Source organism: Phyllobacterium sp. OV277, from assembly GCF_900104355.1.
Lineage (GTDB): Bacteria > Pseudomonadota > Alphaproteobacteria > Rhizobiales > Rhizobiaceae > Phyllobacterium.
Genome location: NZ_FNIY01000002.1, coordinates 289,543 through 308,461, shown reverse-complemented (window position 1 = coordinate 308,461; position 18,919 = coordinate 289,543). Strand labels below are relative to the sequence as shown.

General features: G+C 55.9%; 15 protein-coding genes and 1 pseudogene. 12 read left to right on the top strand and 4 right to left on the bottom strand.

Annotated features, from left to right (window positions below; genetic code table 11):
* Nucleotides 1–635: 635 nt before the first annotated feature.
* The 10 genes and pseudogenes from BLU05_RS07425 to BLU05_RS07380 form a co-directional block, all read left to right on the top strand.
* Nucleotides 636–908, top strand: a pseudogene (locus tag BLU05_RS07425) (SelT/SelW/SelH family protein); the annotation flags it as partial.
* A 98-nt stretch (nt 909–1,006) separates the two neighbouring features.
* Nucleotides 1,007–1,957, top strand: a complete 951-nt coding sequence (locus BLU05_RS07420; RefSeq protein ID WP_091878949.1) for a sugar-binding transcriptional regulator — start codon at nt 1,007–1,009, stop codon at nt 1,955–1,957.
* 138 nt (nt 1,958–2,095) lie between these two features.
* Nucleotides 2,096–3,418 (top strand): ABC transporter substrate-binding protein, encoded by a 1,323-nt coding sequence (locus tag BLU05_RS07415; protein WP_091878947.1) that lies wholly within the window; start codon nt 2,096–2,098, stop codon nt 3,416–3,418.
* A gap of 107 nt (nt 3,419–3,525) precedes the next feature.
* Complete coding sequence (locus BLU05_RS07410) at nt 3,526–4,398, top strand: carbohydrate ABC transporter permease (protein WP_091878946.1); 873 nt, start codon at nt 3,526–3,528, stop codon at nt 4,396–4,398.
* Nucleotides 4,399–4,402: 4 nt separating this feature from the next.
* Nucleotides 4,403–5,233, top strand: a complete 831-nt coding sequence (locus BLU05_RS07405; RefSeq protein ID WP_091878944.1) for a carbohydrate ABC transporter permease — start codon at nt 4,403–4,405, stop codon at nt 5,231–5,233.
* A 42-nt stretch (nt 5,234–5,275) separates the two neighbouring features.
* Complete coding sequence (locus tag BLU05_RS07400) at nt 5,276–6,274, top strand: ABC transporter ATP-binding protein (protein WP_091878943.1); 999 nt, start codon at nt 5,276–5,278, stop codon at nt 6,272–6,274.
* A 1-nt stretch (nt 6,275) separates the two neighbouring features.
* On the top strand, nt 6,276–7,052 hold the full coding sequence (locus BLU05_RS07395) for an L-iditol 2-dehydrogenase (RefSeq protein WP_091878941.1): 777 nt from the start codon (nt 6,276–6,278) through the stop codon (nt 7,050–7,052).
* Between the two features lie 64 nt (nt 7,053–7,116).
* Nucleotides 7,117–8,595, top strand: coding sequence for a mannitol dehydrogenase family protein (locus BLU05_RS07390; protein ID WP_091878940.1), 1,479 nt, complete (start codon nt 7,117–7,119; stop codon nt 8,593–8,595).
* A 4-nt stretch (nt 8,596–8,599) separates the two neighbouring features.
* The gene (locus BLU05_RS07385) at nt 8,600–9,280 is read left to right on the top strand and encodes an HAD family hydrolase (RefSeq protein WP_091878938.1); all 681 of its coding nucleotides are present in this window, start codon (nt 8,600–8,602) and stop codon (nt 9,278–9,280) included.
* A gap of 34 nt (nt 9,281–9,314) precedes the next feature.
* Nucleotides 9,315–10,898, top strand: a complete 1,584-nt coding sequence (locus tag BLU05_RS07380; RefSeq protein ID WP_091878937.1) for an FGGY-family carbohydrate kinase — start codon at nt 9,315–9,317, stop codon at nt 10,896–10,898.
* A gap of 81 nt (nt 10,899–10,979) precedes the next feature.
* On the opposite strand, the gene polA is transcribed toward BLU05_RS07380, so the two are convergent.
* Both polA and BLU05_RS07370 read right to left on the bottom strand, forming a co-directional pair.
* Entirely contained in the window at nt 10,980–13,913 is a 2,934-nt protein-coding gene (polA, locus tag BLU05_RS07375) for a DNA polymerase I (RefSeq protein WP_091880141.1), read from the bottom strand.
* 113 nt (nt 13,914–14,026) lie between these two features.
* Nucleotides 14,027–14,632 carry a YdeI/OmpD-associated family protein gene (locus BLU05_RS07370; protein WP_091878935.1) on the bottom strand — a complete coding sequence of 202 codons (606 nt, stop codon included), beginning with the start codon at nt 14,630–14,632 and terminating at the stop codon, nt 14,027–14,029.
* 378 nt (nt 14,633–15,010) lie between these two features.
* Here BLU05_RS07370 and BLU05_RS07365 point away from each other — a divergent pair, with 378 nt between their 5' ends.
* Nucleotides 15,011–16,399 carry a M20/M25/M40 family metallo-hydrolase gene (locus BLU05_RS07365; RefSeq protein WP_091878934.1) on the top strand — a complete coding sequence of 463 codons (1,389 nt, stop codon included), beginning with the start codon at nt 15,011–15,013 and terminating at the stop codon, nt 16,397–16,399.
* 17 nt (nt 16,400–16,416) lie between these two features.
* On the top strand, nt 16,417–17,034 hold the full coding sequence (locus BLU05_RS07360; protein WP_091878933.1) for a ribonuclease D: 618 nt from the start codon (nt 16,417–16,419) through the stop codon (nt 17,032–17,034).
* 4 nt (nt 17,035–17,038) lie between these two features.
* Here the strand turns inward: BLU05_RS07360 and BLU05_RS07355 are convergent, their stop codons facing one another.
* The gene (locus tag BLU05_RS07355) at nt 17,039–18,166 is read right to left on the bottom strand and encodes an acyltransferase family protein (protein WP_091878931.1); all 1,128 of its coding nucleotides are present in this window, start codon (nt 18,164–18,166) and stop codon (nt 17,039–17,041) included.
* A 365-nt stretch (nt 18,167–18,531) separates the two neighbouring features.
* The gene (locus BLU05_RS07350) at nt 18,532–18,729 is read right to left on the bottom strand and encodes a hypothetical protein (protein ID WP_091878930.1); all 198 of its coding nucleotides are present in this window, start codon (nt 18,727–18,729) and stop codon (nt 18,532–18,534) included.
* Nucleotides 18,730–18,919 lie beyond the last annotated feature (190 nt).

Here is an 18,919-nt window from a genome sequence, read left to right as displayed (position 1 = left end):
CGCCCGCTTTTGCGTCTGGCTATTGAAGGTGGGAAAGACGGGCGGTCCTTAAGGGAACGCGGAAGTCTTGGTAGAGGTAGTGTAGTGAGTGCGTTCCCCGGCGTTTTCTAATTTGAGGTAAGAAAACTCCCGGACCACCCGCCCCGATGACTGGTTTTATCCTTGTGAGATAAAACCTTTTCCCCTGCGGTTGGGTTCTCCCCGCAGATGAAATCACCGATCCTTTCCTGACTTCGAAAGTTTCCGGAGCATTCCCGCCGGAAAGGACACGAGTAGAATAAGCGAGGTGGGATGGTGTTGGATAAGTTGGCATGATTTTTTGAAAATAGGTGGTTGCAGTAACATCGCTGGCCCTTCGACAGGCTCAGGATGAGGGAGAGGATTGGGCTGCAAAGATAATCGCCAACGTTGCAGAATAGAGCTCCCTGCAATCCACCTAACCCCCGTCATCCTCGGGCTTGACCCGAGGACCCACGGCTAAGGAAGCCAGATAAAACCATCTATTCAGCACTTTTGAATTATGGGTCCTCGGGTCAAGCCCGAGGATGACGGGGGGAGAGTTGTACGAAATCGCAGCGGCTCTCCGCATAAACGGGGGAGCTTACATACCGATGTGGAAATGCTAAGAAGCCGGTATGACAGTCAAACCGCGCATTACCATCCTTTATTGCACCCAATGCAGCTGGCTCCTCCGCTCCGCCTGGATGGCGCAGGAACTGCTCTCCACCTTTGGCGCCGATCTGGGCGAAGTGGCGTTGATCCCCGGCACCGGCGGGGTTTTTGAAATCCGCGTCGAGGGTGATCTCATTTGGGAACGCAAGCGCGATGGCGGGTTTCCCGAGGCAAAGGTGCTCAAGCAGAAGGTGCGCGATATCGTTTGGCCCGAGCGCGATCTTGGCCATTCCGATGGACATAAGGCCGTTGAGGCAAGCACCACTCTCTCTCATGGTGAGCCCGTCGAACCACGCGCAGATGCTGCCACCGGCTTTTCCAAACAGGCCGAGAAATGAGCAAGCCCGAGGTTACGCCATCACGGCTGGATGATGCGGCACGGGCCGGCTGGCTTTATTATGTTGCGGGCAATACGCAGGACGAAATCGCGGCAAAACTTGGCATTTCGCGCCAGTCGGCGCAGCGCATGGTGTCGCTGGCCATGTCGGAGGGGCTGGTAAAGGTGACGCTGGATCATCCCATCGCCAATTGCCTTGACCTCGCGGAGAAGTTGAAAAAGCACTTTGATCTGAAAATGGTCGAGGTGGTGCCGACTGATCCGGGATCGTCCTCGACCACGCTGGGTGTGGCCGATGCGGCGGCAGCTGAGATGACCCGCTGGCTGAAATCCGAAGCGCCGATCATTCTGGGCATTGGCACGGGCCGCACGCTGAAAGCGGCGATTGAACTGCTGTCGCCCATCGACTGTCCGCAACACAAGGTCGTGTCGCTCACCGGCAATATTTCGCCCGATGGTTCGGCGGCGTTTTATAACGTCATTTTCAATATTGCCGACAAGATCAAGGCGCGCTCATTCCCGATGCCGCTGCCGGTTATCGCCTCCTCGCCGCAGGAGCGCGAGCTATTGCATGCGCAGGCGATGATCCGTCCGGTGCTCGAATTGTCGGCGCAGGCCGATGTGGCTTTTCTCGGCATTGGCGACCTTGAAGATGATGCGCCGCTCTATGTTGACGGCTTCATTTCCCGCGCTGAATTGCTGGCTTTGCGGCAGGCGGGCGCCGTGTGCGAGATCGTCGGACGGGCGTTTGATCGCGATGGAGTGGCCATTCAGGGCCTCACCAATGACCGCGTGGCCAGCGCGCACATCCCCTCGCGGGAGACGGCAACGGTGATTGCCATCGCCAAGGGTGCGAAGAAGCTTCCGGGTATTGTTGCTGCGATAAAAGGCAACCTTATCAATGGCTTGATCACGGATGAGCGAACCGCAGAAGCGCTTCTCAACTAACATAGACTAAAGTTGTACGACTATATGAGGGCTTGATGTTGCGACGCAGCAACGATTATCACTTGACTTGTTTTGTGTTTGTGTGAGTATTTGCTCATAAGACAAGCATTTGCTCATAACATTCACGGGAGGAATGAGATGTTAACGAGAACGCTTCTGCTCGGCGCTGTGTCGGCTTTGGCTGTGGCGAGTTTTGCCGCAAGCGCGTCATCGGCTGAAACGCTGACCATTGCCACGGTCAATAATGGCGACATGGTTCGCATGCAAAAATTGACCGATGATTTCACCAAGAAAAATCCTGACATCAAGCTGGAATGGGTAACGCTCGAAGAAAACGTGCTGCGCCAGCGTGTCACCACTGATATCGCCACCAAGGGCGGCCAGTACGACATCATGACCATCGGCACCTATGAAGTGCCGATCTGGGCCAAGCAGGGCTGGCTGTTGCCGCTTGATGGCCTTGCCAAGGATTACAACAAGGACGATCTGTTGCCTGCGATCCGCGATGCGGTTTCGGTTGATGGCAAGCTCTACGCCTCGCCATTCTATGGTGAAAGCGCCATGGTCATGTACCGCAAGGATCTGGCCGAAAAAGCTGGCGTGACCATTCCGGAAAAGCCAACCTGGGACCAGATCGCTGACGCTGCGAAGAAGATGACTGACAAGTCCACCGAGACTTATGGCATCTGCCTGCGCGGCAAGGCGGGCTGGGGCGAGAACATGGCGCTTCTGACCGCAACGGCCAATTCGTTCGGTGCGCGCTGGTTTGATGAAAAGTGGCATCCGCAGTTCGACCAGCCGGAATGGAAGCAGGCGCTGAAATTCTATGTGGACCTGATGAAGGAAGCCGGACCTCCCGGCGCATCCTCCAACGGCTTCAATGAAAACCTTGCGCTGTTTCAAACAGGCAAGTGCGGCATCTGGATCGATGCGACGGTGGCTGCTTCCTTCGTAACCAACCCGAAGGAATCCAAGGTTGCCGACAAGGTGGGCTATGCGCTCTTCCCGACTGGCGGTGTTGAAAACCACGGCAACTGGCTGTGGGCATGGAACCTCGGTGTTCCGGCTGGCACCAAGAAGGCGGCAGCTGCGCAGAAGTTTATCTCCTGGGCGACCGATAAAGCCTATACGGAACTCGTCGCCAGCAAGGAAGGCTGGGCGAACGTTCCTCCGGGCACGCGCTCCTCGCTCTATGCCAACCCGGAATATCAGAAGGCCGCGCCTTTCGCCAAGATCACGCTCGATGCGATGACCGCCGCGAACACCAGCAAGCCAACCATCAAGCCGGTGCCCTATACGGGTGGCCAGTTTGTTGCCATCCCTGAATTCCAGGGGCTGGGCACCGCCGTGGGTCAGCAGTTCTCCGCTGCGCTTGCCGGTTCCATGACTGTGGATCAGGCTTTGCAGGGCGCTCAGGCTCTCACAACACGTGAGATGACAAAGGGCGGCTATATCAAGTAGAATCCTCCTGGCTCCGGACGGCTCCTGACGCGAATGTCAGGAGCCGTCCGGGCCTCCTTTAGGGTATTTGGATTCTCGGTTTTCACAAACTGTATCGGAACCTGACCATGGCTACGCTTCAGACACGTGCAACAGCCCGTATCATGATGTCGCCCGCTGTCATCCTGCTCTTTCTGTGGATGATCGTGCCGCTTGTCATGACCCTCTATTTCTCGTTCCTGCGCTACAATCTGTTGATGCCGGGAACCGAGGAATTTATCGGCTTTCTCAACTACCAGTACTTTCTGACTGATCCGGCGTTCTTCACCGCGCTTGGCAATACGCTGGTTCTGGTGGGCGGTACGCTGCTCATTACAGTCATTGGCGGCATTCTGTTGGCGCTGGTGCTGGATCAGCCATTCTTCGGACAGGGTATCGTCCGGCTTCTGGTCATCGCGCCGTTCTTCGTCATGCCGACGGTGTCGGCGCTGGTGTGGAAGAACATGCTGATGCATCCGGTCAATGGGCTCTTTGCATGGATTGCCCGGCTGTTCGGCTTCCAGCCAATCGACTGGTTCGCCCAGCTGCCGATGTTCTCGATCATTCTCATTGTCGCCTGGCAATGGCTGCCCTTCGCCACGCTCATTCTGTTGACCGCCCTGCAATCGCTTGATGGCGAGCAGAAGGAAGCGGCTGAAATGGACGGTGCCGGGGCGATCTCACGCTTCATCTATCTGGTGCTGCCGCATCTGTCGCGGGCAATCACGGTTGTCATTTTGATCCAGACAATCTTCCTGCTCAGCGTCTTTGCCGAAATTTTGGTGACGACCAATGGCGGACCGGGCATCCAGACGACCAACATTCCGTATCTCATCTATATGCAGGCACTTTTGCAGTTCGATGTGGGTGGCGCTTCCGCTGGCGGTATCGTCGCGGTGGTCCTTGCCAATATCGTTGCCTTCTTCCTCATTCGCCTTATCGGCAAGAACCTGGAGAGGTAGAATCATGGCCCGCTCAACGACAACACGCAGCAAGGTCATCTTTACGGTTATCGGCTGGACGATCGGCTTTCTGATCTTCTTCCCGATCCTGTGGACGTTCCTGACCAGCTTCAAGACGGAAGGCACGGCCATCGCAACGCCGCCGCAATTCCTGTTCTTCGACTGGACGCTGGAAAATTACCACGAGGTGCAGAGCCGCTCCAACTACTTCAAGCATTTCAGCAATTCCGTGGTGATCTCGGTCGGATCGACGCTGATTGGTTTGGCGCTCGCCATTCCGGCGGCCTGGGCGATGGCGTTCTCGCCGACAAAGCGCACCAAGGACATTTTGATGTGGATGCTGTCCACCAAGATGATGCCTTCGGTCGGTGTGCTGGTGCCGCTCTATCTCATCTTCCGCGACTGGGGATTGCTTGATACGCGTATTGGCCTCGTTGGGGTGCTGACCCTGATCAATCTGCCGATCATCGTCTGGATGCTCTACACTTACTTCAAGGAAATTCCCGGCGAAATTCTCGAAGCGGCGCGCATGGATGGCGCATCGCTGATGAAGGAAATCGTCTATGTGCTCACGCCGATGGCTGTGCCCGGTATCGCCTCCACCATGCTGCTCAACATCATTCTGGCATGGAACGAAGCGTTCTGGACGCTGAACCTGACGACTTCCAATGCAGCGCCGCTCACGCAGTTTATCGCGTCCTACTCAAGCCCCGAAGGTTTGTTCTGGGCCAAGCTATCCGCCGCATCCACCATGGCGATTGCCCCCATCCTGATCATGGGCTGGTTCTCGCAAAAGCAACTGGTGCGCGGTCTGACGTTTGGCGCTGTGAAATAGATTTCGGCCTTTGGCGTAGCCAAAAGAGATTGGAAAAATATTATGGGAAGCATTACACTCGAAAAAGTATCGAAGTCATTTGGAACCACTTCGGTCATTCCTGAAATCGATCTTGAAATCAATGATGGTGAGTTTGTTGTGTTTGTCGGTCCGTCCGGCTGCGGCAAGTCCACGCTCCTGCGCATGATTGCCGGTCTTGAGGACCTGAGCGGCGGGCGCATCATCATCGACGGCAAAGACATGTCGAGCGAGGCTCCGGCCAAGCGCGGCCTGTCCATGGTGTTCCAGTCCTATGCGCTCTATCCGCATATGACCGTCTACGGAAACATCGCCTTCCCTCTGAAAATGGATGGGCAGGAAAAGTCCGCCATCGACAAGAAGGTCAAGGACGCGGCGCATATCCTCAACCTCACCAATTATCTTGACCGCCGTCCGGGACAATTGTCGGGCGGTCAGCGCCAGCGTGTTGCCATTGGCCGGGCGATCGTCCGCCAGCCCAAGGCGTTTCTGTTTGACGAGCCGCTGTCCAATCTTGATGCGGCGCTGCGTGGCAATATGCGGCTGGAGATCAGCGATCTGCATCATCAGTTGAAGACGACAATGATTTACGTGACCCACGATCAGGTGGAAGCCATGACCATGGCTGACAAGATCGTCGTGCTGAATGCCGGACGCATTGAACAGGTGGGCTCGCCGATGGAGCTTTATCGCAGCCCGAAGAATGTGTTTGTTGCGGGCTTTATCGGTTCGCCGCGCATGAACCTCATTGAAGGCGCCGAAGCGGCCAAGCACAATGTGACGACGCTTGGCGTTCGCCCCGAACATATCCGCATTTCGACGACGGAAGGCGCGTGGAAAGGCAAGGTGGGTGTCACCGAGCATCTCGGTTCCGACACCTTCATTCATACCCAGGTCGACGGCATCGGTCAGGTGACCGTGCGTACCGATGGTGATTTTGACACAAAACATGGCCAGCCGATTTTCCTCACGCCTGATCCGGCGCGGCTTCATCGATTTGGCGCGGACGGACAGGTGATTTGAAATGAGCAGACTGGCAGGTAAGACGGCGTTTATCACGGGATCAGCGCGGGGCATCGGCCGTGCCTTCGCGGAAGCCTATCTTAAGGAAGGCGCCGCCCATGTGGTGATTGCCGATATCGATTTGAAGCGGGCACAGGAAACCGCATCGGAACTCGGTAACGGTGCCTATGCGGTGCGACTTGATGTAACGGATCAGGCGTCCATTGATGCCGCCGTCAAGGAAACCGTCGACAAGTTTGGCGGGATCGACATCCTGATCAACAATGCGGCGTTGTTCGATATGTCGCCGACGGTCGAGATCACTCGTGCGAGCTATGACAAGCTTTTTGCCGTGAACTTCTCCGGCACGCTCTTCACGCTTCAGGCTGTGGCGAAAGCGATGATTGCACGCGGCAAAGGCGGCAAGATCATCAATATGGCAAGTCAGGCTGGCCGTCGCGGCGAAGCGCTGGTTGCAATCTATTGCGCAACAAAGGCTGCCGTTATCAGCCTCACCCAGTCGACCGGGCAGGACCTCATCAAGCACAAGATCAATGTCAACGCGATTGCACCCGGTGTTGTCGATGGTGAGCATTGGGCAGGTGTCGATGCGCTCTTTGCCAAATATGAAAACCGGCCGCTCGGCGAGAAGAAGCGTCTGGTTGGCGAGGCGGTTCCCTATGGCCGCATGGGCACAGCGGAAGATCTCACCGGCATGGCGGTTTTCCTTGCCAGCAGTGACAGCGATTACGTGGTTGCCCAGACATATAATGTCGATGGCGGCAACTGGATGAACTAGGCGGAATTGCGCCCTGAAAGCGGGCGCAGTCGCATCTTCATTTGAGAAAAAGGGGTTAGGCCCGATGACTGTTAAACTCTCCGGAAGCGCGCTATCGCAGCTTCCTGCCAATGTCGCCGTACCCGGCTACAACAAGGCCGATTTGACCGCCGGTATCGTGCATTTCGGCATTGGCAATTTCCATCGCGCCCATCAGGCCGTCTATCTCGACGATCTTTTCAATGCGGGCAGCGATCATGATTGGGCCATCGTCGGTGCCGGGGTTCTGGCTTCCGATGAGACAATGCGCCAGAAGCTGAAAGAACAGGACTGGCTGACGACAGTGGTCGAACAGGACAGCGGTCACCGCACGGCGCATGTCACCGGATCGATGATCGATTATCTGAAGCCGGGTGAAACAGAAAACACTATTGCGCGCCTTGCCGATCCGAAAATCCGCATCGTATCGCTGACCATCACCGAAGGCGGCTATTTCATCGATCCGGCATCCGGCGTATTCAACCCGCAGCATCCGGCAATTGTTGCCGATGCCGCCAATATCAATGATCCCAAGACGGTTTTCGGTCTCATACTGGCTGGCCTGATCCGTCGCCGCACTGAGGGCACAGCACCTTTCACGGTTATGTCCTGCGACAACATTCCGGGTAATGGCCATGTGACCAGTGATGCCATCAGCGGCCTTGCGGCGCTTGTCGATACGGACCTTGCCAAATGGGTGAAGGACAATGTCGCTTTCCCCAACAGCATGGTTGACCGCATTACACCGGCGACATCAGACCGCGAGCGCGGAATGCTTGCGGACGATTTCGGTGTCGAGGACAATTGGCCGGTTTTCTGTGAGCCGTTCAAGCAATGGGTGCTTGAGGACCATTTCCCCGCGGGCCGTCCGGCACTGGAAAAGGTCGGCGTTACCTTTGTGCAGGACGTTGCGCCCTATGAGCTGATGAAAATCCGCATCCTCAACGGTGGCCATGCAACCATCGCCTATCCGGCTGCGCTGATGGATATCCATTTCGTCCACGAGGCGATGGAAGAGCCGTTGATCCGTGGTTTTCTCGGCAAACTGGAACGTGAAGAAATCATACCGGTGCTGCCGCCGGTTCCCGGAATTACCTTCGAGGAATATTACGATCTGATCGACCGGCGTTTTTCCAATCCAAAGATTGGCGACACGATCCAGCGCCTGTGCCAAGACGGTTCCAACCGCCAGCCGAAATTCATTCTGCCGACAACGGCGGACCGGCTAAAGGCGGGGCAGAGCATTACTGGTCTTTCGCTGGTTTCGGCGCTCTGGTGCCGGTTCTGCGAGGGAACGACCGATAGTGGCAAGCCGACGAATTATCTTGATGCCAATGCGGAACGATTGAAGACGGTAGCAGTGAAAGCGAAGAGCGATCCCAAGGCATTTCTGGCAATGTCAGATATTTTTGGCGACGTCGGAACATCACCCGTTTTCGTGGAATCCTTTTCCCGTATTCTCAAAACCCTTTGGGAAAAGGGCACGCGCGAGACGCTGACGCTCTATCTCGCTGATAAGCTTTGACGCCATGACAAAGCTCGTCATCTTCGATTGTGATGGAGTGCTGGTCGACAGCGAGCCGATCTCCATTGCCGTATTGCTCGACATGATCGCGAAAAGCGGTACGTCATTGTCCGAAGATGAAGCATACGAGATGTTTCTCGGGCGCAGCATGACGACGATCAGCAAGATTCTGCATGAGGATTATGGTTTTGCCGCCAGCGATGCGGATCTGGAGGATATGCGCGCCAATCTCTATGCGCGGTTCCGCGAGGACCTGAAGCCTATTCCCGGCATCGCCGAGACATTGAATCATCTTGCTCTGCCCCGCTGCGTCGCCTCATCGAGCCAGCCGGAGCGCATTCGGCTCTCGCTCAAATTGACCGGGCTTCTTGATCTGCTCGAACCGAATATTTTCAGCGCGACAATGGTGAAACATGGCAAACCCGCGCCCGATCTGTTCCTGCACGCGGCCAAATCCATGAATACACAGCCTGAGGAGTGCGTGGTCATTGAAGACAGTCCTGCGGGCATTGAAGCGGCCAAACGTGCCGGAATGAAAGTCTTTGCCTTCACGGGCGGAACCCATGCACGCGGTGGTAGGCTGGAAGCTGCGCTTGCGTCTCTCGAGCCAGACCTTATATTCGGCGACATGCTGGAATTGCCAGGTTTGCTATCGATATTGCAAGCCCGAACAGACGTTCAATAGAGCGTTCCGGTTCACGACAAGCCGGAAGGTTCGAATGCCAGATTTCGTATGTGCTGTGGATGTGGGAACAGGAAGCGCCCGGGCGGGTATTCTTGACACAAAAGGCAATCTGCTGGGGCGGGTTGAGCACCCCATTTTGATGAATCGTCCACTGCCTGACCATGCCGAGCACAATTCGGAAGATATATGGAAGTCCGTCTGTATAGCCGTGCAGGGCGCGATAGCGGCGGCAAAGGTCAATCCATCGGATGTTACGGGTATCAGCTTTGACGCCACCTGTTCGCTGGTGGTGCGCGATACGGACGGCAAGCCGCTGACCGTCTCGACCGACGGCGATAATCGCTGGGACACGATCGTCTGGCTGGATCACCGTGCTCTTGACGAATCGGATGAATGCACGGCGACGGGCCACGACGTGCTCAAATATCTCGGCGGCGTCATGTCGCCGGAAATGCAGACGCCGAAATTGATGTGGCTGAAGCGGCATCTGCCTGAAACATGGAACAAGTCAGGCTATTTCTTCGACCTTGCCGACTTCCTCAGCTGGAAAGCATCGGGATCATTGGCGCGCTCGCAATGCACGATCACCTGCAAATGGACTTATCTTGCGCATGAAGAGCCGGGTTGGCAGACCGACTATCTCAAAGCGGTTGGTCTTGATGATATGGTCGAGCGCGGTAATCTGCCTGTGCGGGCAAGTCCTGTCGGCACCGACGTCGGCACGTTGACACCGGAAGCGGCAAAGGCTCTGGGGTTGACCACGCGCTGCCACGTCGGCGCAGGTCTGATCGACGCTTATGCCGGAGCGCTTGGTGTTCTCGGTGGCTTTGCCGGTGACCTCTCGGAGATTGACCGGCATCTGGCTTTGATTGCCGGAACCTCAAGCTGTCTGATGGCTCTGTCGCAGGAGCCGATTTCCTTCAATGGCGTCTGGGGGCCTTATTATGGTGCCGCGCTGCCGGATTGCTGGCTGAGTGAAGGCGGGCAGTCCGTTTCTGGGGCGCTGCTCGATCATATTATTCGCTGGCATGGTGCTGCTGGAGAACCCAATGCCGCCCTGCACAAGAAAATCACCGATCGTGTTATGGAGCTGCGGGAAAAGGAAGGGCTTGATCTTGCGGGCCGCCTGCACGTCCTGCCGGATTTTCATGGCAACCGGTCCCCGCTCGCCGACCCGCATGCGGTGGGCGTGATCAGCGGTCTGACACTCGATGCGTCGTTTGACAGTTTGTGCCGTCTCTATTGGCGCACTTCCGTCGGCATTGCGCTCGGTGTGCGCCATGTTCTCGACGCGCTGAACGAGCGCGGCTATGCCATTGATACGATGCATGTCACCGGCGGGCACACCAAGAACCCATTGCTGATGGAGCTTTACGCCGACGCGACGGGATGCACTGTCATTACATCGGCTGCTGAAGATGCGGTGTTGCTTGGAACGGCGATGGTCGCCGCAACGGCAGCCGGGCTTTATCCTGATCTACCCGCCGCTTGCATGGCCATGAAACAGGGCGGGCGTCCCCGCCAGCCAGAACCGAAGGCTCGGACACGCTTTGACCGGGATTACCGTATTTTTCTGGAAATGCACGCCCAGCGCAAAGTGCTGGACAGGTTGCAGTAAGGATTAAGATAGCACCATCTTACCCTCCCCACGTGGGGAGGGTGGGTGCCAAGCCCACTTTCAGTTCGTTAGAAACCCAGCTTAATGCGCTTCGTCCCAATTATTCGCGGCGCGGGCATCAACCCGTAGCGGTACAGACAGGGAAATCGCCGGCATGGCGGCGTTTTCCATGATCTCGCGGACAACGGGAATGGTTGCTTCGACTTCCGCTTCCGCGGTTTCGAAAATCAATTCGTCATGCACCTGCAACAGCATACGTGCCGAAAGATTTGCATCATTCAATGCCGGCTCCATCCGCACCATAGCGCGGCGGATAATATCAGCCGCTGAACCCTGAATCGGCGCGTTGATTGATGCGCGTTCATTGAAAGCGCGAACCTGCGGGTTGGATGAGCGAATCTCAGGATAATGCGCGCGGCGTCCAAAAATCGTCTCGACATAGCCGTTCTGGCGGGCATAGGCCTTGGTTGCCTCCATATAGTCCTTGATGCCGGGAAACCGCTCGAAATAGGTGCGGATATATTGACCGGCTTCTTCGCGCGGAATGGAAAGCTGATTGGCAAGGCCAAAGGCGGAAATACCATAGATGATGCCGAAGTTGATCGCTTTCGCACGTCGCCGCACTTCCGATGGCATGTCCTTGACGGGAACGCCAAACATTTCCGATGCTGTCATCGCGTGAATGTCGATCCCGTCGGCAAAGGCCTGGGTAAGCTGGGGAATCTCGGCGACATGCGCCAGAACCCGCAATTCGATCTGGCTGTAGTCGGCCGATATCAGCTTGTTGCCCGGCGCAGCAATAAACGCCGTGCGAATCTTGCGGCCTTCGCTGGTGCGCACAGGAATGTTCTGCAGGTTCGGTTCCGATGAGGAAAGCCGTCCGGTAGAAGTCGCCGCCATGGCGTAGGATGTATGCACCCGCTTGGTATCCGGGTGGATATAGCCGGGCAGGGCATCGGTGTAGGTGGATTTGAGTTTGGTCAGCTGACGCCAGTCGACAATCTTGCGCGGCAGTTCGTGCCCTTCCGCAGCAAGGTCCTCCAGCACCTGTGCCGAAGTGGACCATTGTCCTGTTTTGGTTTTCGATCCACCGGGAAGGCTCATCTTGCCAAAGAGAATATCGCCAAGCTGCTTGGGTGAGCCGATATTGAGCTTTTCCCCGGCAAGCTGGTAAATCTCGTGTTCGATGGCGGCCGCTGCCTGGGCAAGATCGCCCGACAGTCGCGAGAGGATTTGCCGGTCGACGGATATGCCGCGCTCTTCCATCCGCGCCAGCACGGCAACGAGAGGACGCTCCAACCGCTCATAGACCGAGACAAGACCATCCTCGACCAGTCGCGGTTTGAGCAGGCGCCACAGGCGCAGCGTTACATCGGCATCCTCAGCCGCATAGGCGGTGGCGCGATCAATATTGACCATGTCAAACGTAACCGATGACTTACCGCTACCCGCCACATCCTTGTAGGCAATGGGTGTATGACCCAGCCAGCGCTCGGACAGGGCATCCATCCCGTGGGTGCCTTCACCCGCATCAAGCACATAGGAAATCAGCATCGTATCATCGAAGGGATGTGCATCGATGCCGTAGCGGTGCATGACCAGCCAGTCATACTTCATATTATGCGCGATCTTGAGCACCGAGCGGTTCTCAAGCAGCGGTTTCAACGCGCGCAAGGCATCATCAAGCGGGATCTGTCCTTCGACAGTGCCACCACCCAGAAGATCACCGGTTCCCGATTTGTGATTGAGTGGAATATAGGAGGCATGTCCGGGCCGGATAGCGAGGGAGACGCCGACAAGCTCGGTCTGCATAGGATCAAGCGATGTTGTCTCCGTATCGAAGGCAACGATTCCCGCTTCCATCGCCTCGTTGACCCAAGCCTGCAACGTCGCAAGATCGCGAATGCAGGTATAACCTGATGTGTCGATCTTGGAGGCCAGGGCCTCGTCCGTGCGCGCCTTGACCAGATCGGCGGGCAGCATTGCGCCCGTGTCCGATTTATCCTGTGGCTTGTCGTCAGATGCAGCCGATGTCGTCGCACCGGTGAAAATTTCAACATCCGGGCCATGCGCCTCGGCAACCGTATCAACCCCCACCTGCGATGCCTCAATCAGGGACGCATCAACGCCGGTGGCTTCGGCGGCGCGGCGGGTGAGGGAGGTGAACTCCATGGCTTTGAGGAACGCGACGAGCTTTGGCCCGTCCTGCGGTTCCAGCACAAAATCTTCAAGCCCGACATCGATGGGTGTATCGGTTTTCAACGTCACAAGCTGGCGCGAGATGCGGGCGATTTCGGTAAACTCAATGATGTTCTCACGGCGCTTCTGCTGTTTGATTTCGCTTGCGCGGGCAAGCAGCGTATCGAGATCGCCAAACTCTTCCAGCAGCTGCGCAGCGGTCTTTGGACCAATGCCGGGAATACCCGGCACATTATCGGTCGAATCGCCTGTCAGCGCCTGCAGGTCGATCATCTTTTCCGGTGGCACGCCCCATTTCTCGATAACGTCAGGGATACCGATCTGCTTGTCCTTCATGCTGTCATACATGGACACCATGGGGGTAACGAGCTGCATCAGATCCTTGTCTGATGAGATGATGGTGACTTCCGCACCAACGGCTTCAGCCATACGCGCATAGGTGGCGATCAGATCATCCGCCTCGTAGCCTTCTTTTTCGATGCAGGGCAGGTTGAAGGCCTTGGTTGCCTGACGAATCAGTCCGAACTGCGGAATAAGATCTTCCGGCGGTGCCGAGCGATTGGCCTTATACTCGGGGTAAATATCCTTGCGGAATGTGTTCGACGAATAGTCGAAGATGACGGCAAAATGCGTCGGCGTTACGCCCACGGATGTATCCCTGGCTTCCCGCAGCAGCTTCCACAGCATGTTGCAGAAACCGGACACGGCACCGACAGGCAGGCCATCCGATTTGCGGGTGAGGGGCGGCAGCGCATGATAGGCACGGAAGATATAGCCGGAGCCGTCGACGAGAAAGAGATGATCACCTTTTTTCATGGTGCCTACGATTAAATGAACATCCCGAAAAAGGAAATGATCTGTCTTTCCCATGCACTGAAAGATGCGCTGATAACCGACTCATCCTGACAGAATTCAGGAGTCGAGGGTTCTCACCCGGCTGGCTTGGTCTTTTGCGGGTGAATGGTTTCACCGCGCGCCAGCATCGCCACGAACTTTTCGATGCGCTGTGCTCTTGTCTCCGGCTTCTTCGCATCATTGACGCGGTAAATGATGGCATACCGATTGACGCTGGTCAGCAGCTGGAACATCTTTGTTGCCTCGGCATTTGCGTCAAGGGCGGCCTGCAAATCGTCGGGCACGGTTGCCTTGCTTTGTGGCAGATAGGCCTTGTCCCAACGCCCATCGGATTTTGCCCGCTCGATTTCCAAAAGACCAGCAGGTTTAATACGGTTCTGGTCGATGAGTTCATTGGCGCGCTTCCGATTAATGTCGGACCAAGGGCTCGTGCTCTTGCGCCGCGTGAAGCGGACGAGCCAATAGTGCTCGTCAAACTTGTCGGCTTGGCCATCGATCCAGCCATGGCAAAGCGCACCATCAATTGCCTCCTGTCTGGACAGGGTTTTTATCTCGGCTGACTTCTTGCCGAATTTGAGCCAAGCGCCTTGAGAGATTTCATGATTGATCGCCAGCCATACTTCCCAATCTGCGCCTGTCGGGAAGAAAAGCACTGGCAAGTCCGTCGCGGCTTTCGGCATGAGATTCGCCCCTCGTTTGAGGGAACGTTATGCCGGAAATCCCGTGTCATGAACATATCACCTGCTCATCACGCGTTTGTTACAAAGATGTAATGTTCCGTGCCCTTGAAATGCCACGGTTTGAGACCCAAATCCAACTTGTCGACGTTAGATCGATGTCCGGGATTTAAGGCTCGTCCCCCGCCTTCCCCGGTCTTGCGGCAACCTCATCCCCCCTCTCCGGGTTGTCGCATCTGAGTGTAGTGATCTGGTCGCCTGTGGTCCCCCCGCCACGGCGGCCATTTCTTTTCTGGGTCCATTTTTTTCTGCCGTTTTCCCGAAAATGGGCTAAGAAGAATTCCCTTCACAAGTCCCGGTCCAACAAATTCAGGAAATACCATGTCAGCGCTTGAACCTGTCTTGAACGCCCTTGATACCAATCTCGATAAAAGTCTGGAACGGCTATTCGAACTGTTGAAGATCAAGTCCATCTCGACCGATCCAGCATTCAAGGCCGAATGCCGCAAGGCTGCCGAATGGCTGGTTGCCGATTTGAAGACCATTGGTTTTGACGCCAGCGTGCGCGACACGCCGGGGCATCCCATGGTCGTGGCTCACCACGAAGGACCAAGCGCCGATGCGCCGCATGTTCTCTTCTATGGTCACTATGATGTGCAGCCTGTTGACCCGCTTGAGTTGTGGGAAAACGATCCGTTTGCACCTGAGATCAAAGATATGGGCAATGGCCGCAAGATTCTGACCGGTCGTGGCACGGCCGATGATAAGGGGCAGTTGATGACCTTTGTCGAAGCTTGCCGCGCTTACAAGGAAGTACACGGTAAGCTGCCGGTAAAGATCTCCATTCTGTTCGAAGGAGAGGAAGAGTCTGGCTCACCGTCGCTAAAACCTTTCCTGAATGCTCATAAGGACGAACTCAAGGCCGATTTTGCGCTCGTTTGCGATACGGGCATGTGGGATATGCAAACCCCGGCAATTTCCGTTGGTCTGCGTGGTCTGGTCGGTGAAGAAATTGTTGTGAAGGCTGCGGATCGCGATTTGCATTCCGGCTCGTTTGGTGGCGCCGCTGCCAACCCGATCCATATTCTCACGAAGATTCTGGCTGATCTGCATGATGAGACAGGGGCCGTGACGGTTCCGGGTTTCTACGATGGGGTTGAAGAGACGCCAACGCAGATATTGCAGACATGGAAGGGGCTTGATTGCACGCCTGAAAACTTCCTTGGTCCTATCGGCCTTTCCATTCCATCAGGCGAGAAGGGCCGCTCCATTCTTGAACTGGTTTGGGCACGCCCAACTGCCGAGATCAACGGCGTTATCGGTGGCTATACCGGACAGGGATTTAAGACAGTGATTGCGGCTCAAGCCTCCGCAAAAGTGTCATTCCGCCTTGTTCACAAGCAGAACCCGGCAAAAATCCGCGAGGCTTTCCGCGCCTTCGTAAAGGCGCGTATTCCTGCTGACTGCTCCGTGGAATTCCATGAACATGGTGGATCGCCGGCAATTCAGCTTTCCTATGACTCGCCGCTTCTGGCCAAGGCGAAGACCGCGCTGAGTGATGAATGGCCGAAGCCCGCTGTTCTCATTGCCATGGGTGGTTCCATTCCGATTGTTGGCGATTTCCAGCATATGCTCGGCATGGAATCGCTGCTCGTTGGCTTTGGCCTTGAGGACGACCGCATCCATTCCCCCAATGAAAAATATGAGCTGAATTCCTTCCACAAGGGGCAGCGCTCGTGGGCACGCATTCTTGACGTGCTGGCGAAATAAAAACCGGAGAGATTTTGATGACCATCCGCTTTCACCGCAATGATCTGCCCGACCTTGCCAATTATCAGGTCAATGCTGTCGCAATTGATACGGAAACGCTGGGGCTCAACCCGCATCGTGACCGGCTATGCGTTGTGCAGATTTCGCCCGGCGATGGCTCGGCGGATGTCATCCAGATCGACAAGGGACAGACATCAGCCCCCAATCTGGTGAAACTTCTTGGTGATGACGCCATCACCAAGATTTTCCATTTTGGCCGTTTTGACCTTGCAGTCCTCTATCACGCCTTCGGTGTCATGCCGAAGCCGGTTTTCTGCACCAAGATTGCCTCGCGCCTGACCCGCACCTATACGGACCGGCATGGCCTGAAAGAGATTTGCAGCGAATTGCTTGACGTGAACCTATCCAAGCAGCAGCAATCGTCAGACTGGGCTGCCCCTGAATTGTCACAGGCACAGCTCGAATATGCGGCGTCGGACGTGCTTTATCTGCATCGCTTGAGCGCAATCCTCATCGAGCGGCTGAAGCGTGATGGACGCGCGGAAGAGGCTGCTGCCTGTTTCCAGTTCCTGCCAACCCGCTCCAAGCTTGATTTGATGGGTTGGGACGAACAGGATATTTTCGCCCACAGCTGATAACTCATTCGGCCGATGCGAGCGCGCCCCTGCCATGTGGTGTGGGCGCGCTGTCTATATGGGCCCATTGCGGGCGCTTGAACAGGAACTGGCCATAGCCTGTCCACTGGACCAGTCCATAAAGGATAACCGGTCCCAATACGCCGCTGATGACGGTGAGCAGAGAAATCGTGCCGATATCCGTAATGAAGCCTGATCGCAGCAGAACCGTTCGTGCTATCGCCATCGGCAGGAAGAAGGCCAGATAGACGACAATGGAATGAGCGCCTAGCCAACGCAGGGCGCGGACAAACCATTGTGCTGCGGGTATCGAGCCAAGTCTGGCGATCAAAGCCGAAATCGAAACGATGGCCAATGCCCCGGCAAAACCTGCCAGCAGTGAGATGATGGGCACATTGCTCCACCCGCCAAGCCCGCCTGACGTATAGGCCTCTTCCGGTATCCAGTCAGCAAAGGGTGCCGACGCCGGATGAAACACCAGCCAGCCATTAACGAGTGCCCATACGCCAAGAATGAGAAGCGCTGTCCATGGCCGTTGTCTCAACCATTGCGCCAGATCAAAAATCACCGGCGCAAAGGCATATCCGGCAAAGAAAAAGACGTAGCGGCTACAGAACTCGTCAAGCACAAGCCAACCAGTGTGGATAGGGAATGTTTCGAGAGCAGCGGCAATGAGCAGAATGATCCAGACATTGACGGATTTGACGAGGCGCGTGACGACAAAGAATATCGGCAGGAGATAAATGAACCAGAGTGTGCCGAACGGTTGGACAAGGGCAAGCAGATAAGCGCTGACAGCACCGCCAACACCGCTTTCGGCGATGATACCCGGTGCCTTGAACAGAAACTGGATCGTCAGCCAGAGCAGATAAAAATAGATGAAATGCACAATCTTTCGATCGGCATAGCGCCGCCATGACCGGTCGATTACCAGCCCGAGAAACAGACCTGAGATTAGAAAGAAATCAGGCATGCGGAATGGTTGGGCAAAAGACACGACCGGGTGCATCCAACCACGCGCTCCAGCGGCGCTCTCGACGCCGAGCACCGAGTGCATCATCACGACAAAGATAATGCAGATGCCTTTGGCAATATCGACCCAGTCGACACGCATTTTCTCGCCAGCGTTCATGATTAGCCCGTCCCCCCCGATTTTACTCTCTTTGATACGCGATAATTCAAAACGGGAAGTAAAATTCAGGTGATGGTAGCAAAAATGCGCTGCGAATGAGCGATCCGGATGGCCAATTGGCTCGAAATATCATCTTGCCGGATCAAGATACAAAAAAGCCGGGCAAGAGCCCGGCGAATTGTGAACGCAAATGCGTCCAGAGGGGAACACGCAACGAGCGAAAAAATGGGAGGAGAACCGCTCGTTACGCAACACTAAAATATAACTGCTGCGTTTAATTTTCAAGGGCACAAGAATAATAATCTTTTCGCGCGCCAAGAATCGACAGAATGCGCCAATGTATTAATTCGGATCGAAGAGCAATTTCAGCTGGCTGGCGTGCCCGTCGGCGCTGGCGTGGCCGCCGGATCAAGCTGTTCCTTGCAGGTTCCCTGCCCTCGCAGCTGACACCCGCCAAGACGGTATTGCGCTTCGGAGTCTGGTGATGGGTTCAGCCGTGCAATGGCGCCGCCACCGCAACCGTTCAGGATCATCAACGCACAGGCAAGAACGACAAACCGCATTATCTACTCCAGTATAGGGGGCGCTGCAGGCTATAGTGAGTGGTTCACGGGCTCGTCGTTCGACAAGCTCACCATGAGGGAGATGGGTGATGAAAGGGAGTCAAGTTCTGCAAACTTGGCGAAGTGCAATCTCTGCGATCAGCCTTTCATCACCCATCTCCCTCATGGTGAGCTTGTCGAACCACGCACC